Here is a 19,116-nt window from a genome sequence, read left to right as displayed (position 1 = left end):
GAATTTTATTCCTGAAATATGGAATCGGCCGGATTGGCAGTGGCCGCCTTGTAAGACTGGTAGCTCGCGGTCAGTATGGTCGGCACCAGGATCAGCAGCACGGACCACAGGAAGATAAGCGGGCTGATCTCGATTCGGTATACGTAATTCTCGAGCCAGTTGTTCATCATAAACCATACGGCCGGGATGGAAATCGCATAGGAAACCAGGACCAGCAGCATGAATTCCCAGAGAACCATTCGCAGGACTCTTTCAATGCTGGCTCCGAATACCTTCCTGACTCCTATCTCAGGAGCACGCCGTTCTGTGGTATAGGTGGCCAGTCCAAAAAGGCCCAGGCAGGCAATGATAATAACCAGGATGGTAAATGCTGCAAAGACGGCCCTGCGGTTCCTGTCGTTACTGAACTGGTCCATAAAGTCATCCTCCAGAAAAGAATAGTTGAAGGGTTTGCCGGGAAAGATTTCCTCCCAGTTCTCCTGGATAAATCCCAGGGTGCCCTCCCCGTTTTCCCGGGCCATCCTGATGTACAGGATGGGGCTATCCAAACGATACAGCAGCATCAGAGACTCCACCTCATTATACATGCCAGTCTGATGGTAATCTTTCAAAACCCCGATGACCCGGCCCATGATTTGCGCTCCATCCCCAAGCTGGACCCGCTTACCCAGAGGCTCCTCCCAGTTGAGTCGTGCAGCCAGAGTCTGGTTCACCAGAACACCTGTCAGGGTATCCCCGATAAAGTCTTTGGAAAAATCGCGTCCTTCCACCATCTGTATACCCATGGTCTCCACGAAATCGTGATCGACCACGGCAAAATTGATTCCACGTGTTTCCATCCCATTGGAAGTCTCCATCTGGAAAATCACTTTTCCGGAACCACTTCCGATCCTGGTGTTGGTTAATGCTGCATGCTCAATCTGCGGACTTTCAATCAGTTTCTCCTTAAGCAGGCGCATGTTGCTTATGGGTTCATTATCCGGCAACTGCATGGAAACAACCCCCTCCATGCTCCAGCCCTGATCCTTGTTCTGCATGTAATTGAGCTGCTGGATGACCACCAGGGTACCGGCAAGAAGACTGAGTATGGCCACGGGCCTGCCCAGGACTTCCAGAGTAAAATCCTTGCCGGAGAGCATATTCAGCTGGGGTAGCAAAAGCATGATAAGACCGATGCTAAGCACCAGGGAAAAGAAGGTGAGCAGGGTGGATTCAGCCAGGAACTGGGTAATCAGCAGACGCCTGCTCGACCCGATCACCTTACGCAGGCTGATCTCCCTGGCACGCTTGGCAGACCTGGCTGTTGCCAGGCTGATATAGTTCAGGGTCGCTATCAATAAGAGGAAAAAAGCAACAATACTGAAAATAATCACATATTGAATACTCCCTGTGGGCTGCGGTTCACCGGCATTTTCAGAATGCAGGTGAATATCGGTCACCTTCATTAACTCGTACTCGATGCTAATACCCATACTTTCGAAGATGGTGGACATATAGCGGTCGTACATCTCCTTCATCTTATCCTGCAGCTGAGCGGCGTCTTCACCCTCCTGGAGGAGCAGGTAGGTAAAAACCCCGAAGTTGCCCCAGCTTCCCATCTGGGCAGGCAGGCTGTTCCGGGAAACCAGTGCATCGAACAGGACATGAGAGTTCCTGGGTACGTCCTCGATAACCGCCGTGACGGTATAGATCTCTTCTCCCACCTTCAGGGTGGATCCAACGGCAGGTTCCCCGCTGAAATATCGGTCCGCCATGGTTTCGGTTAATACGATGGAGTTGGGTTTATCCAGAGCATCGCCGGTCCCCCCCTCCAGGGTCTTATAGGTGAAAATGTCAAAAAAGGTAGAGTCGGCATAATAAACCTCCTCCTCGGTGAATTCGATATCCCCGTTCTTAAAAAGTGCCTGCTGAAAATTGAAAAGCCGGGTAACACTCTCTACCTCCGGGTAGTCTTCATCCACCTGTGGGGCAAAGGGAATCTGGGCAACGATCCATGTGAACTCATCATCGGTTTCAGTAATATGCGACTGGACCCGGTAAATCCGGTCGCTTTTTTCATGGTACTGGTCAAAACTGAGCTCATCGCTAACATAGAGAATCAGGAAAAGGGCACTGGTAATCCCCAGGGTCATCCCCATTATATTCAGAAAACTGTAACCAAACTTGTTGGTGATGTTCCGGAATGCGTTCTTAACAAGACTTTTAAACATGCCTAAAAGTATGGCATGCGCCTGAGATTTAAAAGTTATTTATTGCTAATTTTGATTTATGGGTAAAGTAATCATAGAAGAGATGGAATTCTACGCTTTCCATGGCCATTACCAGGAGGAACAAATTGTTGGCAACCGGTTCCTGGTTGACCTGGAGATGGATGCCGACCTGGCCTTACCGGCTGACTCTGATAAGCTCCAGGATGCGGTGAATTACCAGCAGGCGTACGCGATCATTAAAAATGAGATGCGGCGGACCAAATCAAAGCTCCTGGAAAACATCGGGAAGCGCATACTGGATGCACTCTTTGCAGAGATGGATGGTGTTAAGAAAGCCACGATCAGGATCCGGAAGCTGAATCCCCCCATGGGAGGTCCTATCAAATCGGTAGGAATAAAGATGAGCAGGAAGCAGAAGGCCGGTTAGAGCTGCAGCAAGGGGAGGTACTAAATACCAGTTATTGACATTGATAAGAGTAGCTGATAATCTGTGTATAAGCCGAGCCCAGCTTTTGGTAAATAACCTCCGAATTTTACTGGAATGTCTGCTGTCATTTGACCAACTGCAGAGTTACCAGCACCGGAAGATGGTCCGAGAAAAAGGAGCGGTCCCTGGAATCGGTCAGCCCTCCGTAGCGCAGGACTTTCAGATCGCCTGAAACAAAGACATAATCGATCCTCTCTCCGGGCGGATCATCATAGGTGAATCCGTGAAAGGTTGCCACCGAAGCATAAGGAGGCTGCTCCGATACCCGGAATGCATCCCTGAGTTTCGTCCTGATAAGCGAAATGGGTGCGGAAGCAGGAGGAAGGTTAAAATCGCCGCACAACACGATCGCTCCCGCCCCTTTTGATATTTCCTCGATCTTATCCAGGATCAGCCGGGCCGATTGGCTGCGGGCCACTTCTCCCCGGTGATCGAAATGGGTATTAAATACATGCAGCGATTCGCCGGTAAGCTTATCTTCCAGCTTTACCCAGCTGCAAACCCTGCGGCAGGCCGCATCCCATCCAAAGCTGCATTCACCCGGAGTCTCGGAAAGCCAGAAAGTACCCCCGTCAAGCTTTTTAAAACGATCGCGATTATAGAAGACAGCCGAAAACTCCCCTTTCCTCTTCCCGTCATCCCTACCAAGCCCTTCGTAGGTAAAACCAGGGAAAGCCGCATCCAGATCGTCCATCTGCTCAGGCAAGGCTTCCTGAACACAGAAAATATCGGCCCTGTGGAACCTGAAAAGAGCGGCCACATTTTCCTTCCTGTGGGGCCAGGCGTGCTCCCCGTCGCCGGAAGTATTCATCCGGATGTTGTAGCTTATCAGTTCCACGGGCTCCTGTGCCCTCACACCTGCTGCCCAAAGGCAGAAACAAGCTGCGATAACAGCCCGTAACATATGATTCCAGTTTGTACCCTTCATATAACCTCCGTTTTGATAAGTTTATGCGGGCATGTCCAGCCAGAAATACTGGCCCATACCCATGCCAAAAAATATGATTCCGAAAATACCGTGTAATACAGCGGTAAAAAGTACGCTTCGAGTCCGCTGATACATCCTTGCAAAATAAAGTCCGCCGATAAAGGTAAGTATCATGGATACCGGATTATAATAAACGATGTGCACAAATGAAAAGCTGATGGCACTGGCCAACAGATATTGCCAGCTCTTCCGGAAGATCGCCGAATATCGCCTTGAAAGAAAGGTCCGGTAGATAATCTCCTGCCCATAGGCCGAAAACACCGGATAAAAAACACACAGGGCCAGATAAATCCAAGGATTGGTCCTGGGAAGGTTAAACAGCTTCTCCCGGTCAAAAAAGTAGACATAGGCCCACACCAGCAAGGCAGAAGAAATAATCACAAGTCCGTTTACAGCCAGCATTTTCCGGGGAACCGACCAGGCGACCAGTTCTCTCCATCTGAATTCGGGATTGCGCCTCAGCAGAAGGAAGATAAACAGCAGGACCGGCAGGATGATGATGCTGGGGTGGATAAAATTCTCATCCAGGTAGATAATCAAGGGGATTCCGAAAAACAGGAGTATGAACTCCAGGCCCAGCCACAGGTGATTCTTAGGCAGATGCATTCCCCTGATTTTCATTTATTTCCAGCCGTTTCTCAATTTCCATGGCCGTCGGCGTTGTAGAGAGTCCGCCCAGAGCGGTACAACGTAGTTCGCGGGGGAGGCTCCGGCCCACCCTATCCATGGTCTCAATTACCTCATCCAGCGGGATCAGAGGATCATATCCGGCCACTGCCATATTCGCACTTGTGAGTCCGTTAACAGCCGAGCTGATGTTCTTTCCCAGGCACGGAGCTTCCACCCGGGCAGCAATTGGATCGCATATCATCCCCAGTGAATTCTGAAGGGCCATGGAGGCAGCTGCCATACACTGTTCCACACTGCCTCCCAATATCCAGGCAATTGCTGAGGCGGCCATACCGGAACCCGATCCACACTCCGCCTGGCACCCCCCGATCTCGGCTGAAAAGGTAGATGCGGCAGCTATAAATATACCTGTCAGACTCCCGGCCAGCAAAGCCTTGACGATCCGCTCCTCATCCAGGCCCAGGGAGTCGGCCACTCCAATCACCGCACCGGGAAAGGTTCCGCATGATCCGGCTGTAGGAGCAGCCACAATGGTTCCCATGGAGCTCTTGACTTCCATGATGGCTGATACATAAAGAGTGATGTTATGCAGGGCTTCACCTCCTGCCAGGATCCCCGACTCCAGGCTTTTCTGGTAGGCAGCCGACTGTGCCCCTAAAATCCGGTCCTGATAGCTGGTCCCTCTCAATCCCGCATTGATGGAACCGCGCATCACCCTGTATAGTTCCCGCATCTTCTGAAAGACCTCCACATCCGTGATTTTTCCCTGCATGGATTCATAATCGGCAGCGAGTTCCCAGGCAGGCAGATTTCTTTCGGCGTTGTATTGCATCATCTCCTGGCAGGTGCTGAAGGGTACCCCTATAGGATCAAAAGAAGCAAGGGGCAAAACAGGAGCAATCACTCGTTTTGCAGCTCCCTCGGGGGGCGGGCCCTGCAGAAGGAGTTTGCCGCTTTCTGCAAACCATAGCTCCACCTGCCGGTCCCCTTTAATGGAGACAGGAACCTGGTTGATCCGGATGATTTCGATCATCCCTCCACCGGTGGAAAGGGCAACCACTTCCATTTTTAAACCCCCTTGCTGCATGTGAACCAGGTAGAGGTTGGGAAGGCCAAAACCGGTATCGGTCACCCTGAAACTAAGATCGATCCCTGCCTCTGCCAGGTAAGGATCGGGATCCCTCAAACGCTCATCATCGGCTTCGAAACCTAACAATCCTCCCTTAATACCCATATCAGATCCCTGACTCTTGTGAGTGGTGGCCAGGGCATCCCTGGCATCATAGCTTACTATCACACGTCCGGGATCGCCCTGCATCAGCTCCCGACAAATCCGCCCTATCCGAAGTGCCGCTGCACTGTGAGAACTGGATGGCCCCCGCATAACCGGGCCAACTACATCATTGAATATGCTGGGAATATGACTTGTCACTTCTTTTCTCCTTCTGTTTAAAGGTTCTCCAGCCAGTACCTCGCCATGGTGCGGCGCAGATGGAGACTGGTGTTTTCCCGTTCCCGAATGGCATGGGTCCGCATGGGATAAGAGAACATGTCGAACAACTTATCCTGTTTGACCAGTTCATCGACCAACAGCTCAAAACTCTGATAGTGAACATTATCATCTGCGGTTCCGTGAATCAGAAGCAGCTTCCCTTCCAGCTTTGCGGCATGGGTAATGGGTGAACCCAGCAGGTAGCCCTCCGCATTTTTTCCGGGGAGGCCCATATAACGTTCCTGGTAAGCCGTATCATACAGCTTCTGGTGAGATACAAAAGCAATGGCTATACCGGTTTTGTATATATCCGGATAGCGGAACATGCCGTTGAGGGTCATGGAACCTCCTCCGCTCCAGCCCCATATGCCCACCCGCTCACTATCCAGGAAGGAATAGGCAGCCAGAATCTTTTTCGCAGCTGCGGCCTGGTCTCTGGCAGCCAGGATCCCGATCTGTTCATAAATGGAGTTTCTCCATGCCTTTCCTCTTGGAGCAGCCGTTCCCCGGTTATCCACGGAGATCACCACATATCCAAGCTGCGCCAGGTACTGATGCCACAAATCCCCTCCTCCCCAGCTGTCCTGCACCGTGGATCCAGCCGGTTCACCATATACATGGAAAATAAGCGGGTATTTCCCTGCCGGGTCAAAATCAGCAGGTTTTATCATCCACGCGTCCAGCAAAACCTCCCCGATATCTATTCTGAAAAACTCTTTGGGAGTCAGATTCAGCCCGGCATATTTCTCCCTGACCTCCCGGTTATCTTCCAACACCCTGACTGTCCGGTGAGACCCAAGTTCCACCAGTGAAATTACGGGCGGAGTCTGAGCACTCTCATAGGTATGAAGCGCCAGGCTTGCATCGCCTGATATTAAATAGTGGTGCTGTCCCTGCTGTTCAGCCGGAGATATTTTTTCGGGATCCCCCTTTCCATTAAGCCGGCTGCGATAGAGATATCGCTGCGTAGGATTATCCGGGGATGCGATGTAGTACACAAATCCGGACCGTGGATGAACGCATTCCAGTGATATCACATCAAATGCCCCGCTGGTCACCTGCCTGATCTCCTTTCCATCCAGCGAAATCCTGTACAGATGCCTCCAGCCGTCACGTTCACTGGTCCAGGTAAAATAGCGGTTCCCTTCGAGCCATACCAGATCGTCATGCACATCCAGGAAGGCTTCATCGGTTTCCGTAAGGATGTTCTCTATCTCCATGGTTTCCAGATCTCCGATCCAGACACGGTTGGTGTTCTGGAGACGGTTCAGTTGCTGTAAAATCACCTGGTCCTTTCCAGGAACCACCTCCATCCTCACCAGGTAATGATTTCTGGGATCACCCGGAACATCGAACCATTTTATAACACCTCCGCTGGAGGAAACCACCCCTATCTTCACGGCCGAATTGGCAGTCCCCACCTTGGGATAGGGGAAGGGCAACGGAACAGAATAAAGGGAATCGAGATTGTTGATCAGATAGAAGGTCCCGGTCCCGTCTGTATCGGAATGCCAGAAAATAATCTTTTCCCCGTCATTGCTCCACCGGAATCCATCCCGGCAGCTGAATTCCTCCTCATAAAGCCAGTCGAAGGTACCGTTCACAAAGCGTTCTCCTCCGTCACTTGTAAGTGGATTAATCGCACCATCCCCAAGCTCCTCCACAAAAATATTGTGCTCACTCACATAGGCCACCCGGGTGCCGTCGGGCGAAAATTTTGCAAACATCAGGGAGGCTGGTTTCAGGGAAGCTCCCAGTTGTTGCAGCTTTCCGGAAATAAGGTCCAGCACCCAGTAGTCGCCCCGGGTATGGTACCTCCATACCCTGCGGGTATTGGTGAAGAGCAATAATCTGTTGTTGTCTGCCGACCAGTGATAGTCCCTGATATCCAATGGATCCACGCCCTGCTCCGGAATCAGCTGTCCCGCTCCCACCAGAACAACTCTTTCTCCGGTCCCGGCATGGTAGCGGACAATCTCTGAACAGGCTTTTTCCCTGTTTCTTTCCAGGGTGGTATAGTACCTGGAATCGTCCAGCCAACGAACCGACCTGTAGGAACGGGTGGGATAGGTCTCATTTTTATAAATATCTTCCAGCGTGAGTGCTGCTCCGGAAGTCTGAGCGTACTGCGTCAGGCTTGAAAAAGCCAGGAGGATCAGGAGGATACTCATGGATATAAGACGTTTCATATGCGTTGTTTTTACCGACTTAAATATAACCCAATATTTGCTAACTTGATTCCATGAATCCTTCGCCGTTCTACCAGTTCGAAAAGTATTCCTTCAAGGTAATCACACCCCTGCTGGCCCTGATGGGCTTTACTTTCCTGGTTCATGAAACATACACAGGCGGATCCATCTGCCTGTTGCTGGGAGGCCTTTCAGCCTTCTCTTATCAGGGGGTGCTTATCGATCTGGCGAACCGGCGCTACCTGAAGTATGATCGCTTTCTGAAGATAAGAATCGGCGCATGGAAGCCCCTCCCGCCCCCCTCGTATGTTACCGTGGTACGGATCAGTCTGGCCAGCAGGCGTACCGGACCCTCTCCCTTCGTGGTTCCCCAGGATAAACAAGGGGCCAGGGCCTACAAGGTAAACCTGGTAGTGGAGGGGGAGCAACGGTATATTGGGATCTGCAGTGGGTCCCTGAAAAAGATGAGTGAAGAAGCGCTCCGCCTGGGAAATACCCTGCAGATAAGAGTGCTGGATTACACCACTCCTGAAAAAAAGTGGGTGCTTTAAGGGTCTCTTTTCCTGCATGATAAATTCGTATATGAAAAAATAATCCTGAAAAATTTGCCCGGGATTGGAAAATAGTATTACATTTGTACTATACATCTTGTTTAATACCAATTGCTCCATATGAAAAACGATTATGAAATGCACAAAGAGCTTCTAAGTGCATGGGAAGAGACTTACAAAAAGGGCCAGCTAACCCTCTGGATCTTCCTGTCGCTGAAAGAAGGCCCCAAATATGTCTCCGGATTGCAGGAGTCTATTCAGCGCTTTTCGAATGGGACCATACATGCAGAGGAACAGAGCCTCTACCGAACACTGCGGAAATACTATCACCTGAAAATGGTCGATTTCAGTGCCGGGAAAGGTCATAAAGGTCCCGACCGGAAATACTATCACCTTACCCCCCTGGGGGAGTCCCTGCTTCACTCCTTTGTGGAAAGAAATATCCTGCTCTTTTTTCAAGAACCGCTGAAGGAACTTTTAACCGATAAAGCTACAACCACTAAAAAATAAATACCATGAAAATAGTATCTCGCAACCTGCTGCTGTATGCGCTCCTGTTATTCATTTACACGGTGCTCTTTCGATTCGGACTGAGCAGCCTGCTCGCCGTTGAACGCTGGATCTGGGTTATTTTCATCTCCGTTGCCTATGGAGCCATCATCTTTGTAAGCGCCTGGATGACGGGAAAGCGGGATGGAATAAATAACTTTCTGTTTGACGCCGGGTTCAGGTGGAACCTGACCACCTTTATCGTCTGGGGAATCACTTCTGAAGCCTGGTTCCTCCTGGGATTTCATTCGGCCTATGAAAGCATCCGGATCGTTCACATCACTCTGCTGATCTGGAGTGGATTCCTGATTCTTCATCTGATCCTGTTTCTTATCCTGCGAAGGCGCACTATCAAGGGGATACATAAAACCAACATTTTCGAATAGAACAAAATAGAGGGTGCAAAAGTGCCTCTTTGAAAGTTATACCCGTGAGAAAGCCTACAGAGGGGCCTCATAAAAGGGCTCCCTTCTGTGGGGTGTTTTGAAAGTGAACTGGGATTTTTGCGAAGCAATAACCACTTCACGATAAAACACCCCATAGAAAAAGGGTGCCCTTTTGAGACACCCTCTTTTCCAGGTCTTTGCTAATTGGTTTTATCTAAACCAGAAACCCAATGAGATGATCCATTGGCTGGGACGTGCATCGAGGGCGAAGTCGGTGCCTCCCACCGTAAATGACTCTCCAAGCTGGCTCAGGGAACCCTCGTACCTGACATCCAGAGACAATTTACTTATATCCAATCCAAGTCCGGCCTGGAACCCCCAGGTCATGGAATTGGAAAATAACTCAAAATCCGGTTCAATCTCCGACAGATCGGTGTTTTCGCTTATTACAAAAGAACCCACAGGTCCGGCATTGATTCTTGCCGGTCCCAGCTTAACCCCCACCAACAGCGGTAAATCTATCCGGCTAAATTTCACATTTAATATCTCATTCGCACCCCCGTCAACCACCTGCTGCAGAGTTCCACCACCCGCATTGAAATATAGTTCAGGCTGAATGACCAGCATGGCCACTTTGATACGGGTCTGCAAACCCACGTGGTAACCCGTCACTCCGTCCCCGGTGATCAGATCGTAGACATCCCCCCCGTCGATAATACCGGTAATATCATCAAATTTCAGGGAGGAGAATCCAATTCCCGCTTTGATCCCGTAATTGAACAATTGGGCGTTTGACACGCTGAAAATAAATATGGATGCTATAAAAACTAAAAGCAGCTTTTTCATAATTATCTGATTTTGGTTGAACTCATTTTCTAGCTGTTTAACGGTAAAACAGCCTCAAGAGTTGCACAAAGTCCGGAAAAAGTTATTTACCGGTCAGTTCCCGGATCACAATGGATGCCAGAGTGCATCCAAAAATGGCCGGAATATAGGAGTTAGTTCCGACAGTCGATTTCTTGTTTGCTTCATCCTCCACCGGGATAATCAGTTCCCTGGGAACCTGTTCGCTGGAAAAGACCACTTTGAATCCTCCGTGAACATCGAGTTTCCGGAGTTTCTTACGAAGTATATAGGCCAGCCTGCAGTTATAAGTGTCCCCAAAATCTGCCACCCGGATCTGGGAGGGGTCCACCTTTCCTCCCGATCCCATGGAACTGGCCAGCTTCAGTCCACTCTTTACCGTATGGTAGATCAGATAGATCTTGGGGGAAAGTGTATCAATGGCATCTACCACATAATCATAGGGTTTCTGTAGAATCTCCGGGATCCTTTCTTCGCGGATAAATTCGTTGATCACTGTTAATTCCAGACCCGGATTGATATCTTTCAGGCGCTCGCCCATTACAACAGCCTTCTCTCTGCCCAGGTTGTTGTGTGTTGCCTGGATTTGCCTGTTTATGTTTCCGGGCTGAACCGTATCTCCATCTAGAATGGTCATTTTGCCCACACCACTGCGACAAATCATTTCAGCTGCTACGGATCCTACCCCTCCCAGTCCGGCAACCAGAATATTTGCCTCTTGAAGCCGGGCATATTTCTCCGTTCCATAAAGTAGAATGCTGCGTTCCTGCCACCCGGGATGTGGTCCGGTTCGGATCATCAGAGAATAGGTTAAATGAAGTTGCTTAACCTGGAAAGATGGATCCTGGCATTTTCAAAAATCTGGACACGGAGGTGATCCACGGAGACTCCTTTTACCTCCGCCGCGAACTGGTAGATCTCCCGGATATCCATATCGCCCTCATCGGTCTCCAGGAACATCATCTCCACCGGAACCTTCTGCAGGGCCTCAATTATCTTAGAATGCTCCCTGGTAATAGCCTCCCCGAATGAAATCAGGAATCCGGCCTTTACCAACTCTTCAACCATCTGAGCACTCCCGTTATAACCATGTATGATCATGGGAACCACTGGCTGATTTGCTTTCATAAAGCCGAGCATCTCGTTGAACGCTCTGACCACATGCAATATCACCGGAAGTCCGGCCGATTCCGCAAGTTCCACCTGTATTTCAAAAATCTTTCGCTGTTCCTCCAGGCTCATTTTCAGTGATTTATCCAGTCCAATTTCACCCAGGGCCAGCACACGGGGGTGATCCAGAGCCAACCGGACCTTCTCCAGGGTTTCGTGCTCGTCCACTTTGCCTATGTTGTAGGGGTGGAAGCCCACTGAATAGTAACCATTCTCAATATCATCGGGATGAAAATCTTTTGCCATCAGGTTTTGCATCACCCACTCCTCCATAGAATTTGACTGCCTGTGTCCGTGAATATTGATATATCTTTTCTGATTTGTTCCCATATATTTTCACCTACTTAATGTGATTTCTGAATGTCACTGATTCCCTTTTGCATCCTGTGAATGACCTCCTCCTTCCCAAGGAATGCCGCCAGATCAAATAGTCCGGGGCCTTTTGCGGCACCCACCAGCAACAGTCTCCAAACATTCATAACGGCACCGAGGCCCCACTCCTCCCTGTTGACGGCCTCCTTAACTATATTTTCCAGAGATTCTGCCGTAAATGGCTCACACTGCTCCAGGACCTTAATCAGCTGCTCCATCTGTCCGGGGGTAGCCTCTTTCCAGCGTTTTTTGACCACATTTTCATCATAATCTGCGGGCGCATGAAAAAAGAACCAGCTCTCCTCCCACAATTCATGAAGGAAATTGATCCTGGCTTTGATAACCGGAACAAGCAGAGCTATCCGGCTGTTACCGGCATCTACTCCCCTGGCTCTCAATTCAGACTGAAACAACGGGATCAGCTTCTGGTCAGACATCCGCTGAATGTGCTGATGATTGAACCATTTTGTCTTCTCGGGATCAAACCTGGATCCCGATTTTCCCACCTTCTCCAGCTGAAACTCCCTGATCAGCTCTTCCAGAGAGAATAACTCCTGCTCGCTCCCGGGATTCCATCCCAGCAAAGCCAGCATATTGATGCAAGCCCCGGGAAGATAACCCTCTTCCCTGTAGCCGGGAGAGTGCTCTCCGGTTTGCGGATCTTTCCACTCCAGCGGGAAGACAGGGAAGCCTCCCTTTTCGCCGTCTCGCTTACTCAGTTTACCTTTTCCGGTGGGTTTAAGAATAAGGGGCAGATGGGCAAACAGCGGCATCAGGTGTTCCCATCCAAATGCACGATAGAGAGATACATGAAGCGGAAGAGAAGGAAGCCACTCTTCACCACGGATCACATGAGAGATAGCCATCAGGTTATCATCCACCACATTGGCCAGGTGATAGGTGGGCATGCCGTCCGATTTGAAGAGTATCTTATCATCCAGGGTAGAGCTGTTGACCAACACTTCGCCCCGGACCATGTCCTGCATAATGATCTCTTCGCCGGGTTCAAACCGGAACCTGATCACGTAAGGTGTGCCGGAGGCAATCATGTCGTCCACCTCCCCGGACTGCATATGGAGGGAGTTGCGGAGGGAGTTGCGGACCCGGGCATCATATACAAAAGTTTCCCCGCGTGTTTCATATTCCCTGCGAAGGTGGTCCAGCTCCCCGGGCGTATCAAAAGCGTAATAAGCATGCCCGCTCTTAATTAGCTGCATGGCATACTTTTCGTACTGGCTCTTTCGCTCCGATTGTCTGTAGGGCCCAAACCCTCCGCCCTGGCGGGGGCCTTCATCCGGTGACAATCCACACCACTCCAGCGACTCCACGATATAATCCTCGGCGCCCTCCACAAACCTGGTTTGATCCGTATCTTCAATGCGGAGGATAAACACACCACCATGTTTCCTGGCGAAGAGATAATTGAAAAGAGCCGTACGTAAACCGCCGATATGGAGGGGGCCCGTGGGACTGGGGGCAAATCTGACTCTGACATTCTGATTCATACAGTGCTTATTACTTTATGCTGAACAATTTGCACAAATATAGGTGAAATGATGTTTTTTATCATTTTTTTTGGGGGACAGAAAGAGCTAATTTCGCAAGCAAACACGAATACTGCTATCTATGGACAATATTCTGGTGATTGGTGCTGCCGGGCAGATCGGCTCGGAGCTGGTGGTTGAATTAAGGAAACTATACGGGAATGAGCATGTCTTTGCCACTGATATTAAGGTGGCAGCCAGGGATGTGACCGAAGGGGGGCCCTTTCAGATATTAGACGTCATGGATGACAAGCAGTTGATCCACTTCATCATACGACACAAAATCACGCAGATTTATCACCTGGCAGCAGTGCTTTCTGGTAATGCGGAAAAACTCCCCATACAGGCCTGGAACATCAACATGGACAGCCTGATGAATATCCTGGAAGTTGCCAGGATGGTGGAAGAGGTCAAGAAGGTTTTCTGGCCAAGCTCCATCGCTGTTTTTGGTCCCACCACCCCACGGATCAACACCCCTCAGCTGGCGGTTATGGAACCAGTCACTGTCTATGGCATCAGCAAGCTGGCCGGTGAACGATGGTGCGACTATTACTTCAATAAGTACGGTGTGGATGTCAGAAGCATACGTTATCCCGGCCTGATCAGTTATAAAACCGAAGCTGGCGGCGGAACTACCGATTATGCGGTGGAGATTTATTACGAAGCCATCCGCAAGGGTAGTTACGATTGTTTCCTGAACGGGAATACGGCACTTCCCATGCTGTTTATGCCAGACGCCATCCAGGCCACCATATCGCTGATGGAGGCTGAAAGATCCAGACTCTCCATTCACAGTTCATACAATCTGGGGGGGATGAGTATCACACCCGACCAGGTCTGCAGCGAAATCAGGAAGGAGATTCCTGACTTCACCATTACTTATAATCCCGATTTCCGGCAGGCCATTGCCGTTACCTGGCCACAAAGCGTGGACGATTCCCTGGCTATTGAAGACTGGGGATTCAAACAGAATTACGACCTGGCCAAAATGACCGGGATTATGCTAAAGGAGATACGTAACAAGCTTAATTAAAAAAATATGTACGGTAAGATCAAAGAGCACCTGGCCCGGGAACTGAAGCAAATCGCAGATGCCGGCCTCTTCAAGGCAGAACGCATTATTTCCTCCTCCCAGCAGGCAGAAATTGAACTGGAGAGCGGCGAAAGGGTGTTGAATTTCTGTGCCAATAACTACCTGGGGTTGTCCAATCACCCCGAGCTGATAAAGGCAGCCAAAGATGCCCTGGACAGCCATGGATTCGGAATGTCTTCGGTGCGCTTCATTTGCGGAACACAGGACCTGCATCTTAGCATGGAACAAAAGATCGCCTCCTTCTTCGGAACAGAAGACACCATCCTCTATGCCGCCTGCTTTGATGCCAACGGAGGAGTGTTCGAACCCCTGCTGACCGAGGAGGATGCCATTATCTCCGATACCCTGAACCATGCTTCGATAATCGATGGGGTCAGACTCTGCAAAGCGCAGCGCTACCGGTATAAAAATGCCGATATGGAGGACCTGGAACAGCAGCTGAAAGAGGCACAGGCTCAGCGCTTTCGTATTATCGTGACCGATGGGGTTTTCTCCATGGACGGAAATGTGGCACCGGTGGACCGGATCTGCGAACTGGCCGGAAAATACGATGCCCTGGTCATGGTCGATGAGTGTCACTCGGCCGGAGTGGTTGGAGAAACCGGCAGGGGAGTCACCGAACTCTTTAACATCCGGGGACAGGTAGATATTATCACCGGTACGCTTGGGAAAGCCTTCGGGGGGGCCATTGGTGGATTTACCACCGGAAGAAAAGAGATCATAGAAATGCTCCGCCAACGATCGAGGCCCTATCTTTTCTCGAATTCCATTCCGCCAGCCGTTGTTGGAGCAGGGATCCGCATGTTCGACATGATGGACGAGACTTCCGAATTGCAGGAGCGTCTCCACCAGAATACCCGCTACTTTTTGGAGAAGATGCAGTCGGCCGGTTTTGATATAAAACCGACCCAATCGGCCATTTGTGCGGTCATGCTCTACGATGCCAAACTAAGCCAGGAGTTTGCCTCCAGGCTGCTGAAGGAAGGAATCTATGTAATCGGTTTCTACTTTCCGGTCGTTCCGCGCGACCAGGCACGTATCCGGGTCCAGCTCTCAGCTGCCCATAGCCGGGAGCATCTGGACCGTGCCATTGAAGGATTTACAAAAGTGGGAAAAGCACTGGGAGTTATTGAGTAAACCTGCGGCGGCTTAGTCCCGCATCAGATAAGACCAATATAAAGAGTGCCACCAGGGCTGAAACCACCCCGGTAGAGACTTTAATCCCGCGGAGGAACTCCAGATTGAAATTTAATTGAGGCCATTGCCGCTCCACCTGAGGCAATTCAACGGAAATTCTGAACAGTTCCCCGGCAGGATCGGTATAGAGCGCCGCAAAGATAATCACTACAAGGAAAAAAAGAATGATCAAAATGCGGCCACCCCTGCCAATCAATGGTTTATAAGATTTCCTGGCCGGAACAGCCCTGATCTTATCCATCACTGACGCGGTAAAGTCTTCCGGCACGGAAAACACCCCTGATTCCCTGATAAGCTTTGATATATTCGGATCTCGTCTCATACTATAAAATTGAGGATACTTCGGAATTTAATTTTTCGCAGATGACCTGGTACATCTTTTTCCTGGACCGGTGAAGTTTTATCCGGATGTTACTGCTGCTAAGACCGGTGATCCCGGCAATCTCTTCCAGCGAGAGTTCATCAAAATAAAAGAGGGTAACCACCACGGCATCGGTTTCTGCAAGAGACTCAATGGCCATGTTGAGATATCTGCTCCGTTCCTGTGCAGAGAGGCTTTCCAGTCCGTTCATCTCGCTCTGATCCACCTCGCCATCGGGAATCTCATCCACCAAATCGATCATCTTCACCTTTTTCCGGATCACAGAGATGCAGTTGTTATAGGTAATCCGGTACAACCATGTCGAGAACTTTGATTTTGCCTGGAAACTTCCTATGGAACGAAATGCTTTCATAAACACATCCTGAGCCGCCTCCCCGGCATCTGCTTCATTTCTGAGCATTCTCAGGCAAACGGTATAGACCATATCCTTGTAGGAGTCGACCAGGCCGGCAAAAGCCTCCCTGTCTCCTGCTTTCACACGTTCAATCAAATATTTCTCCATTTGGATATCCATGCAAGCTATAAGACGCCTGGTGGATGAAAACGTTACAGTTTTTCACCACTTTTCTATGCCTCTGCCGTATTGCCATACAACTTCAGAATAAAAATATGGAATTAAAATGTAACATGATGACTTCATGCGGCGTCAAAGATGCAACAAACAGATGTTTCACAAATTCCAACTGTTATGAATGAAGATGTATTTATCGTACTGATTATTTTCGCCGCCATTTTCGGGATTGTTTTCGTAGTTGCCTCTGCCAGGAACCGCGAGCGAATGGCCATGATAGAAAAAGGAGTAAATCCAAAGGATTTTTTGACCGATCGCCGGCCCAATTCCTATGGCATCCTCAAATGGGCCCTTTTACTGGCAGGTGTTGGATTCGGACTGTTCATCGGAAGTGTCCTGGAAACCTATACCAACATCCAGGAAGAGCCGGCCTATTTTGCCTCAGCCCTGTTCTTCGGAGGAGCCGGCCTGTTTTCTGCCTTCCTGATCGCTAAAAAAGCGGAAGAGAAATAAGCATCTCCCGCCTGGTTCCAAACCTCTGATGACCCTCTCTGCAAAGGGGGCCTTTTTTTATTAAACCCCTTTTTTTTCTGAAGGAATTGGCCAATTTTGTGATCATAAGAAATCCTATGAAGAAAACTGGACTGATCGCAGGACTGGCCCTGGCCGGTTTTATCCACCTCTCCGCTCAGCAGGATATGGCCGGTGCCAGGGAGAGGGGAAGTGGTGCCAGTGTGACCATTAGCGGAATCATCACCCATGGAGAAGAGCTTGGAAGCATCCGCATTATCGAGGATACCACGGCAAGTTCCAGCAGCATCCGGATAAGCCGGCTGCCCATCCTGACCCATCTCTCCACCGGGGGCTTCACCGTGGAATGGGGCAGCGATGTGGAGGGAAGCACGGAGGCTCTTATCGGTTTTACTCCCGCACTTGAACTTGACCCGGTCAAAGAAAGTGGAACCACCACGAGCCATTCCGTGGAGATTGATGGATTGAGCCCTGCGCAACTCTTTTATATGCAGGCTTTTTCGGTACATGAAACCGACACGGCCAAAGCTCCCCTCCAGGTATTGATCACCAGGTCGGAATCGGCAGGAAGCATCCGGACTCTTTTTAACCGGCCCGTGGATCAGTCTTTGTCCCTGGGTCTCCTGGATGCGGAATACTACCCGGAGGAGCTGGATGAGGAACTTATCGCTTATATCGACCGGGCCGAAGAGAGCATTGACCTGGCCCTTTACAATCTGGACAATTCGGGGATCTCTGATATCAGTGCTGCGTTGAACCGTGCTTATCAAAGGGGAGTGACCGTCAGGGCTGTATACGATGGAGATGTGAATGCCACAGGCATGCAGAGCCTCCATGCAGACATTGGCAAACTTGCCAGTCCCCCTTCCGATTACCCCCATTACGGCATCATGCATAATAAATTTGTGATCATTGACGCCGACGCCTCAGATCCATTGAAGCCCCTGGTATGGACCGGTTCCACGAATTTCTCCTACAACCAGGTAAATACCGATCCAAATAACGTGCTGGTCATCCAGGACCAGAGTCTGGCCAGAGCCTATCGCCTGGAGTTTAATGAAATGTTTGGAAGCAGCGGTCCCCGGCCCGACCCTTCCCGGGCTCTTTTCGGACCGGATAAAACGGACAATACCCCCCACGAGTTTTTGATCGGGGGCAAACGGGTGGAATGTTATTTCAGTCCCTCCGACGGAACCCATCAGCAGATTCTGAACAGTATGGGAACGGCGGAGCACTCGCTCTATGTGGCTACCATGCTGATTACCAGGGAAGACCTGGGAGAGACACTCATCCTGTCATCGAACCAGGGTGTGGATACCAGGGTCCTGCTCAATGATTACGATCAGTACGGAGAGCCCATCATGAATGCCCTGAAATCGAACCTGGGCGAGGATGTGAGACTGAAAGGGGAGCCCGGGATCATGCACCACAAATACATGATCGTGGACCAGGCTTTTGCCGCTTCGGATCCGCTCCTGCTTACCGGATCCCATAACTGGAGCTCTTCAGCGGAACTGAGGAATGATGAAAACACCCTGATCATCCACGACCAGGGCGTTGCCAATGCCTATTACCAGGAGTTTATGCCACGCTTCCGAAACGGGAAGATCCTGGTTTCGAATGAGGGACATAAAACTGCCGGCCCCTGTCATATACAGATGGAGCTTTATCCCAATCCTGCTTCTGATTGGATCCATATCAAAATCGGGGAGGGGCTTTCGGTGGTATCCATTTCCCTGATGGATCCGGGAGGAAGGGTGATTCTGAGACAGTTGGGTAATACTCAAAATGCTATAGATGTCAGCCATCTGAGCCATGGGATTTATCTCCTGCAGGTCACCTTTTCGGATGGCCGGCAAGAGGTCTGGAAAGTAAGCATAAACTAAAAAACAGGCTGTACAAAAGCGCCTCTTTGAAAGTTATACCCGTGAGGAAGCCTACAAATATTTACGCAATAAAGATTTTAAGCG

19 protein-coding genes are annotated in these 19,116 nt (G+C 50.1%); 8 read left to right on the top strand and 11 right to left on the bottom strand.

Translation table 11 applies throughout. From position 1 onward, the window contains the following. Positions 1 to 5: 5 nt before the first annotated feature. Complete coding sequence (locus P1P86_02150) at positions 6 to 2,210, bottom strand: ABC transporter permease (protein ID MDF1573982.1); 2,205 nt, start codon at positions 2,208 to 2,210, stop codon at positions 6 to 8. A 58-nt stretch (positions 2,211 to 2,268) separates the two neighbouring features. On the opposite strand from P1P86_02150, the gene folB reads away from it, so the two are divergent. Further along, positions 2,269 to 2,637, top strand: a complete 369-nt coding sequence (folB, locus tag P1P86_02145) for a dihydroneopterin aldolase (protein ID MDF1573981.1) — start codon at positions 2,269 to 2,271, stop codon at positions 2,635 to 2,637. 124 nt (positions 2,638 to 2,761) lie between these two features. On the opposite strand, the gene P1P86_02140 is transcribed toward folB, so the two are convergent. Genes P1P86_02140 through P1P86_02125 form a run of 4 tightly spaced genes read right to left on the bottom strand, consistent with a single transcriptional unit; the run spans position 2,762 to position 7,996 of the window. Next, complete coding sequence (locus tag P1P86_02140) at positions 2,762 to 3,601, bottom strand: endonuclease/exonuclease/phosphatase family protein (GenBank protein MDF1573980.1); 840 nt, start codon at positions 3,599 to 3,601, stop codon at positions 2,762 to 2,764. 45 nt (positions 3,602 to 3,646) lie between these two features. Next, positions 3,647 to 4,291 carry a CPBP family intramembrane metalloprotease gene (locus tag P1P86_02135; protein ID MDF1573979.1) on the bottom strand — a complete coding sequence of 215 codons (645 nt, stop codon included), beginning with the start codon at positions 4,289 to 4,291 and terminating at the stop codon, positions 3,647 to 3,649. After that, positions 4,278 to 5,747, bottom strand: coding sequence for an L-serine ammonia-lyase, iron-sulfur-dependent, subunit alpha (locus P1P86_02130; protein ID MDF1573978.1), 1,470 nt, complete (start codon positions 5,745 to 5,747; stop codon positions 4,278 to 4,280). Before P1P86_02130 ends, P1P86_02135 begins: the two co-directional genes overlap by 14 nt. 17 nt (positions 5,748 to 5,764) lie before the next feature. Further along, complete coding sequence (locus P1P86_02125; protein MDF1573977.1) at positions 5,765 to 7,996, bottom strand: S9 family peptidase; 2,232 nt, start codon at positions 7,994 to 7,996, stop codon at positions 5,765 to 5,767. A gap of 53 nt (positions 7,997 to 8,049) precedes the next feature. On the opposite strand from P1P86_02125, the gene P1P86_02120 reads away from it, so the two are divergent. The 3 genes from P1P86_02120 to P1P86_02110 all read left to right on the top strand — a co-directional run bounded on the left by P1P86_02120 (position 8,050) and on the right by P1P86_02110 (position 9,482). Beyond that, positions 8,050 to 8,547 carry a hypothetical protein gene (locus tag P1P86_02120; GenBank protein MDF1573976.1) on the top strand — a complete coding sequence of 166 codons (498 nt, stop codon included), beginning with the start codon at positions 8,050 to 8,052 and terminating at the stop codon, positions 8,545 to 8,547. 120 nt (positions 8,548 to 8,667) lie between these two features. Beyond that, complete coding sequence (locus P1P86_02115) at positions 8,668 to 9,057, top strand: PadR family transcriptional regulator (GenBank protein MDF1573975.1); 390 nt, start codon at positions 8,668 to 8,670, stop codon at positions 9,055 to 9,057. Positions 9,058 to 9,062: 5 nt separating this feature from the next. Beyond that, a complete protein-coding gene (locus tag P1P86_02110) occupies positions 9,063 to 9,482 on the top strand; it encodes a hypothetical protein (GenBank protein MDF1573974.1) in 420 nt (139 codons plus the stop codon). 210 nt (positions 9,483 to 9,692) lie between these two features. Here P1P86_02110 and P1P86_02105 read toward each other — a convergent pair whose 3' ends face one another. The 4 genes from P1P86_02105 to gltX all read right to left on the bottom strand — a co-directional run bounded on the left by P1P86_02105 (position 9,693) and on the right by gltX (position 13,393). After that, positions 9,693 to 10,328, bottom strand: coding sequence for a porin family protein (locus P1P86_02105; GenBank protein ID MDF1573973.1), 636 nt, complete (start codon positions 10,326 to 10,328; stop codon positions 9,693 to 9,695). A gap of 82 nt (positions 10,329 to 10,410) precedes the next feature. Beyond that, a complete protein-coding gene (locus P1P86_02100) occupies positions 10,411 to 11,145 on the bottom strand; it encodes a tRNA threonylcarbamoyladenosine dehydratase (protein MDF1573972.1) in 735 nt (244 codons plus the stop codon). Positions 11,146 to 11,156: 11 nt separating this feature from the next. Continuing rightward, a complete protein-coding gene (locus P1P86_02095; GenBank protein ID MDF1573971.1) occupies positions 11,157 to 11,846 on the bottom strand; it encodes a TatD family hydrolase in 690 nt (229 codons plus the stop codon). 14 nt (positions 11,847 to 11,860) lie between these two features. Next, a complete protein-coding gene (gltX, locus tag P1P86_02090) occupies positions 11,861 to 13,393 on the bottom strand; it encodes a glutamate--tRNA ligase (protein MDF1573970.1) in 1,533 nt (510 codons plus the stop codon). A gap of 121 nt (positions 13,394 to 13,514) precedes the next feature. Between gltX and P1P86_02085 the strand changes: the two genes are divergently transcribed. Both P1P86_02085 and kbl read left to right on the top strand, forming a co-directional pair. Further along, positions 13,515 to 14,465: an NAD-dependent epimerase/dehydratase family protein gene (locus P1P86_02085; GenBank protein MDF1573969.1), complete on the top strand. Its 951-nt coding sequence runs from the start codon at positions 13,515 to 13,517 to the stop codon at positions 14,463 to 14,465. Positions 14,466 to 14,471: 6 nt separating this feature from the next. Then, entirely contained in the window at positions 14,472 to 15,662 is a 1,191-nt protein-coding gene (kbl, locus tag P1P86_02080) for a glycine C-acetyltransferase (protein ID MDF1573968.1), read from the top strand. Here the strand turns inward: kbl and P1P86_02075 are convergent. Next, complete coding sequence (locus tag P1P86_02075; protein ID MDF1573967.1) at positions 15,652 to 16,044, bottom strand: hypothetical protein; 393 nt, start codon at positions 16,042 to 16,044, stop codon at positions 15,652 to 15,654. The genes kbl and P1P86_02075 overlap by 11 nt on opposite strands. A gap of 1 nt (position 16,045) precedes the next feature. After that, positions 16,046 to 16,606, bottom strand: a complete 561-nt coding sequence (locus P1P86_02070; protein ID MDF1573966.1) for a sigma-70 family RNA polymerase sigma factor — start codon at positions 16,604 to 16,606, stop codon at positions 16,046 to 16,048. A 186-nt stretch (positions 16,607 to 16,792) separates the two neighbouring features. Between P1P86_02070 and P1P86_02065 the strand changes: the two genes are divergently transcribed. Both P1P86_02065 and P1P86_02060 read left to right on the top strand, forming a co-directional pair. After that, the gene (locus tag P1P86_02065) at positions 16,793 to 17,128 is read left to right on the top strand and encodes a hypothetical protein (GenBank protein ID MDF1573965.1); all 336 of its coding nucleotides are present in this window, start codon (positions 16,793 to 16,795) and stop codon (positions 17,126 to 17,128) included. 116 nt (positions 17,129 to 17,244) lie between these two features. Further along, the gene (locus P1P86_02060) at positions 17,245 to 19,032 is read left to right on the top strand and encodes a phospholipase D-like domain-containing protein (protein ID MDF1573964.1); all 1,788 of its coding nucleotides are present in this window, start codon (positions 17,245 to 17,247) and stop codon (positions 19,030 to 19,032) included. Positions 19,033 to 19,116 lie beyond the last annotated feature (84 nt).

The organism is Bacteroidales bacterium (assembly GCA_029210725.1).
In the GTDB taxonomy this organism is placed as follows: domain Bacteria; phylum Bacteroidota; class Bacteroidia; order Bacteroidales.
This window is presented reverse-complemented; position numbering and strand designations above follow the sequence as displayed.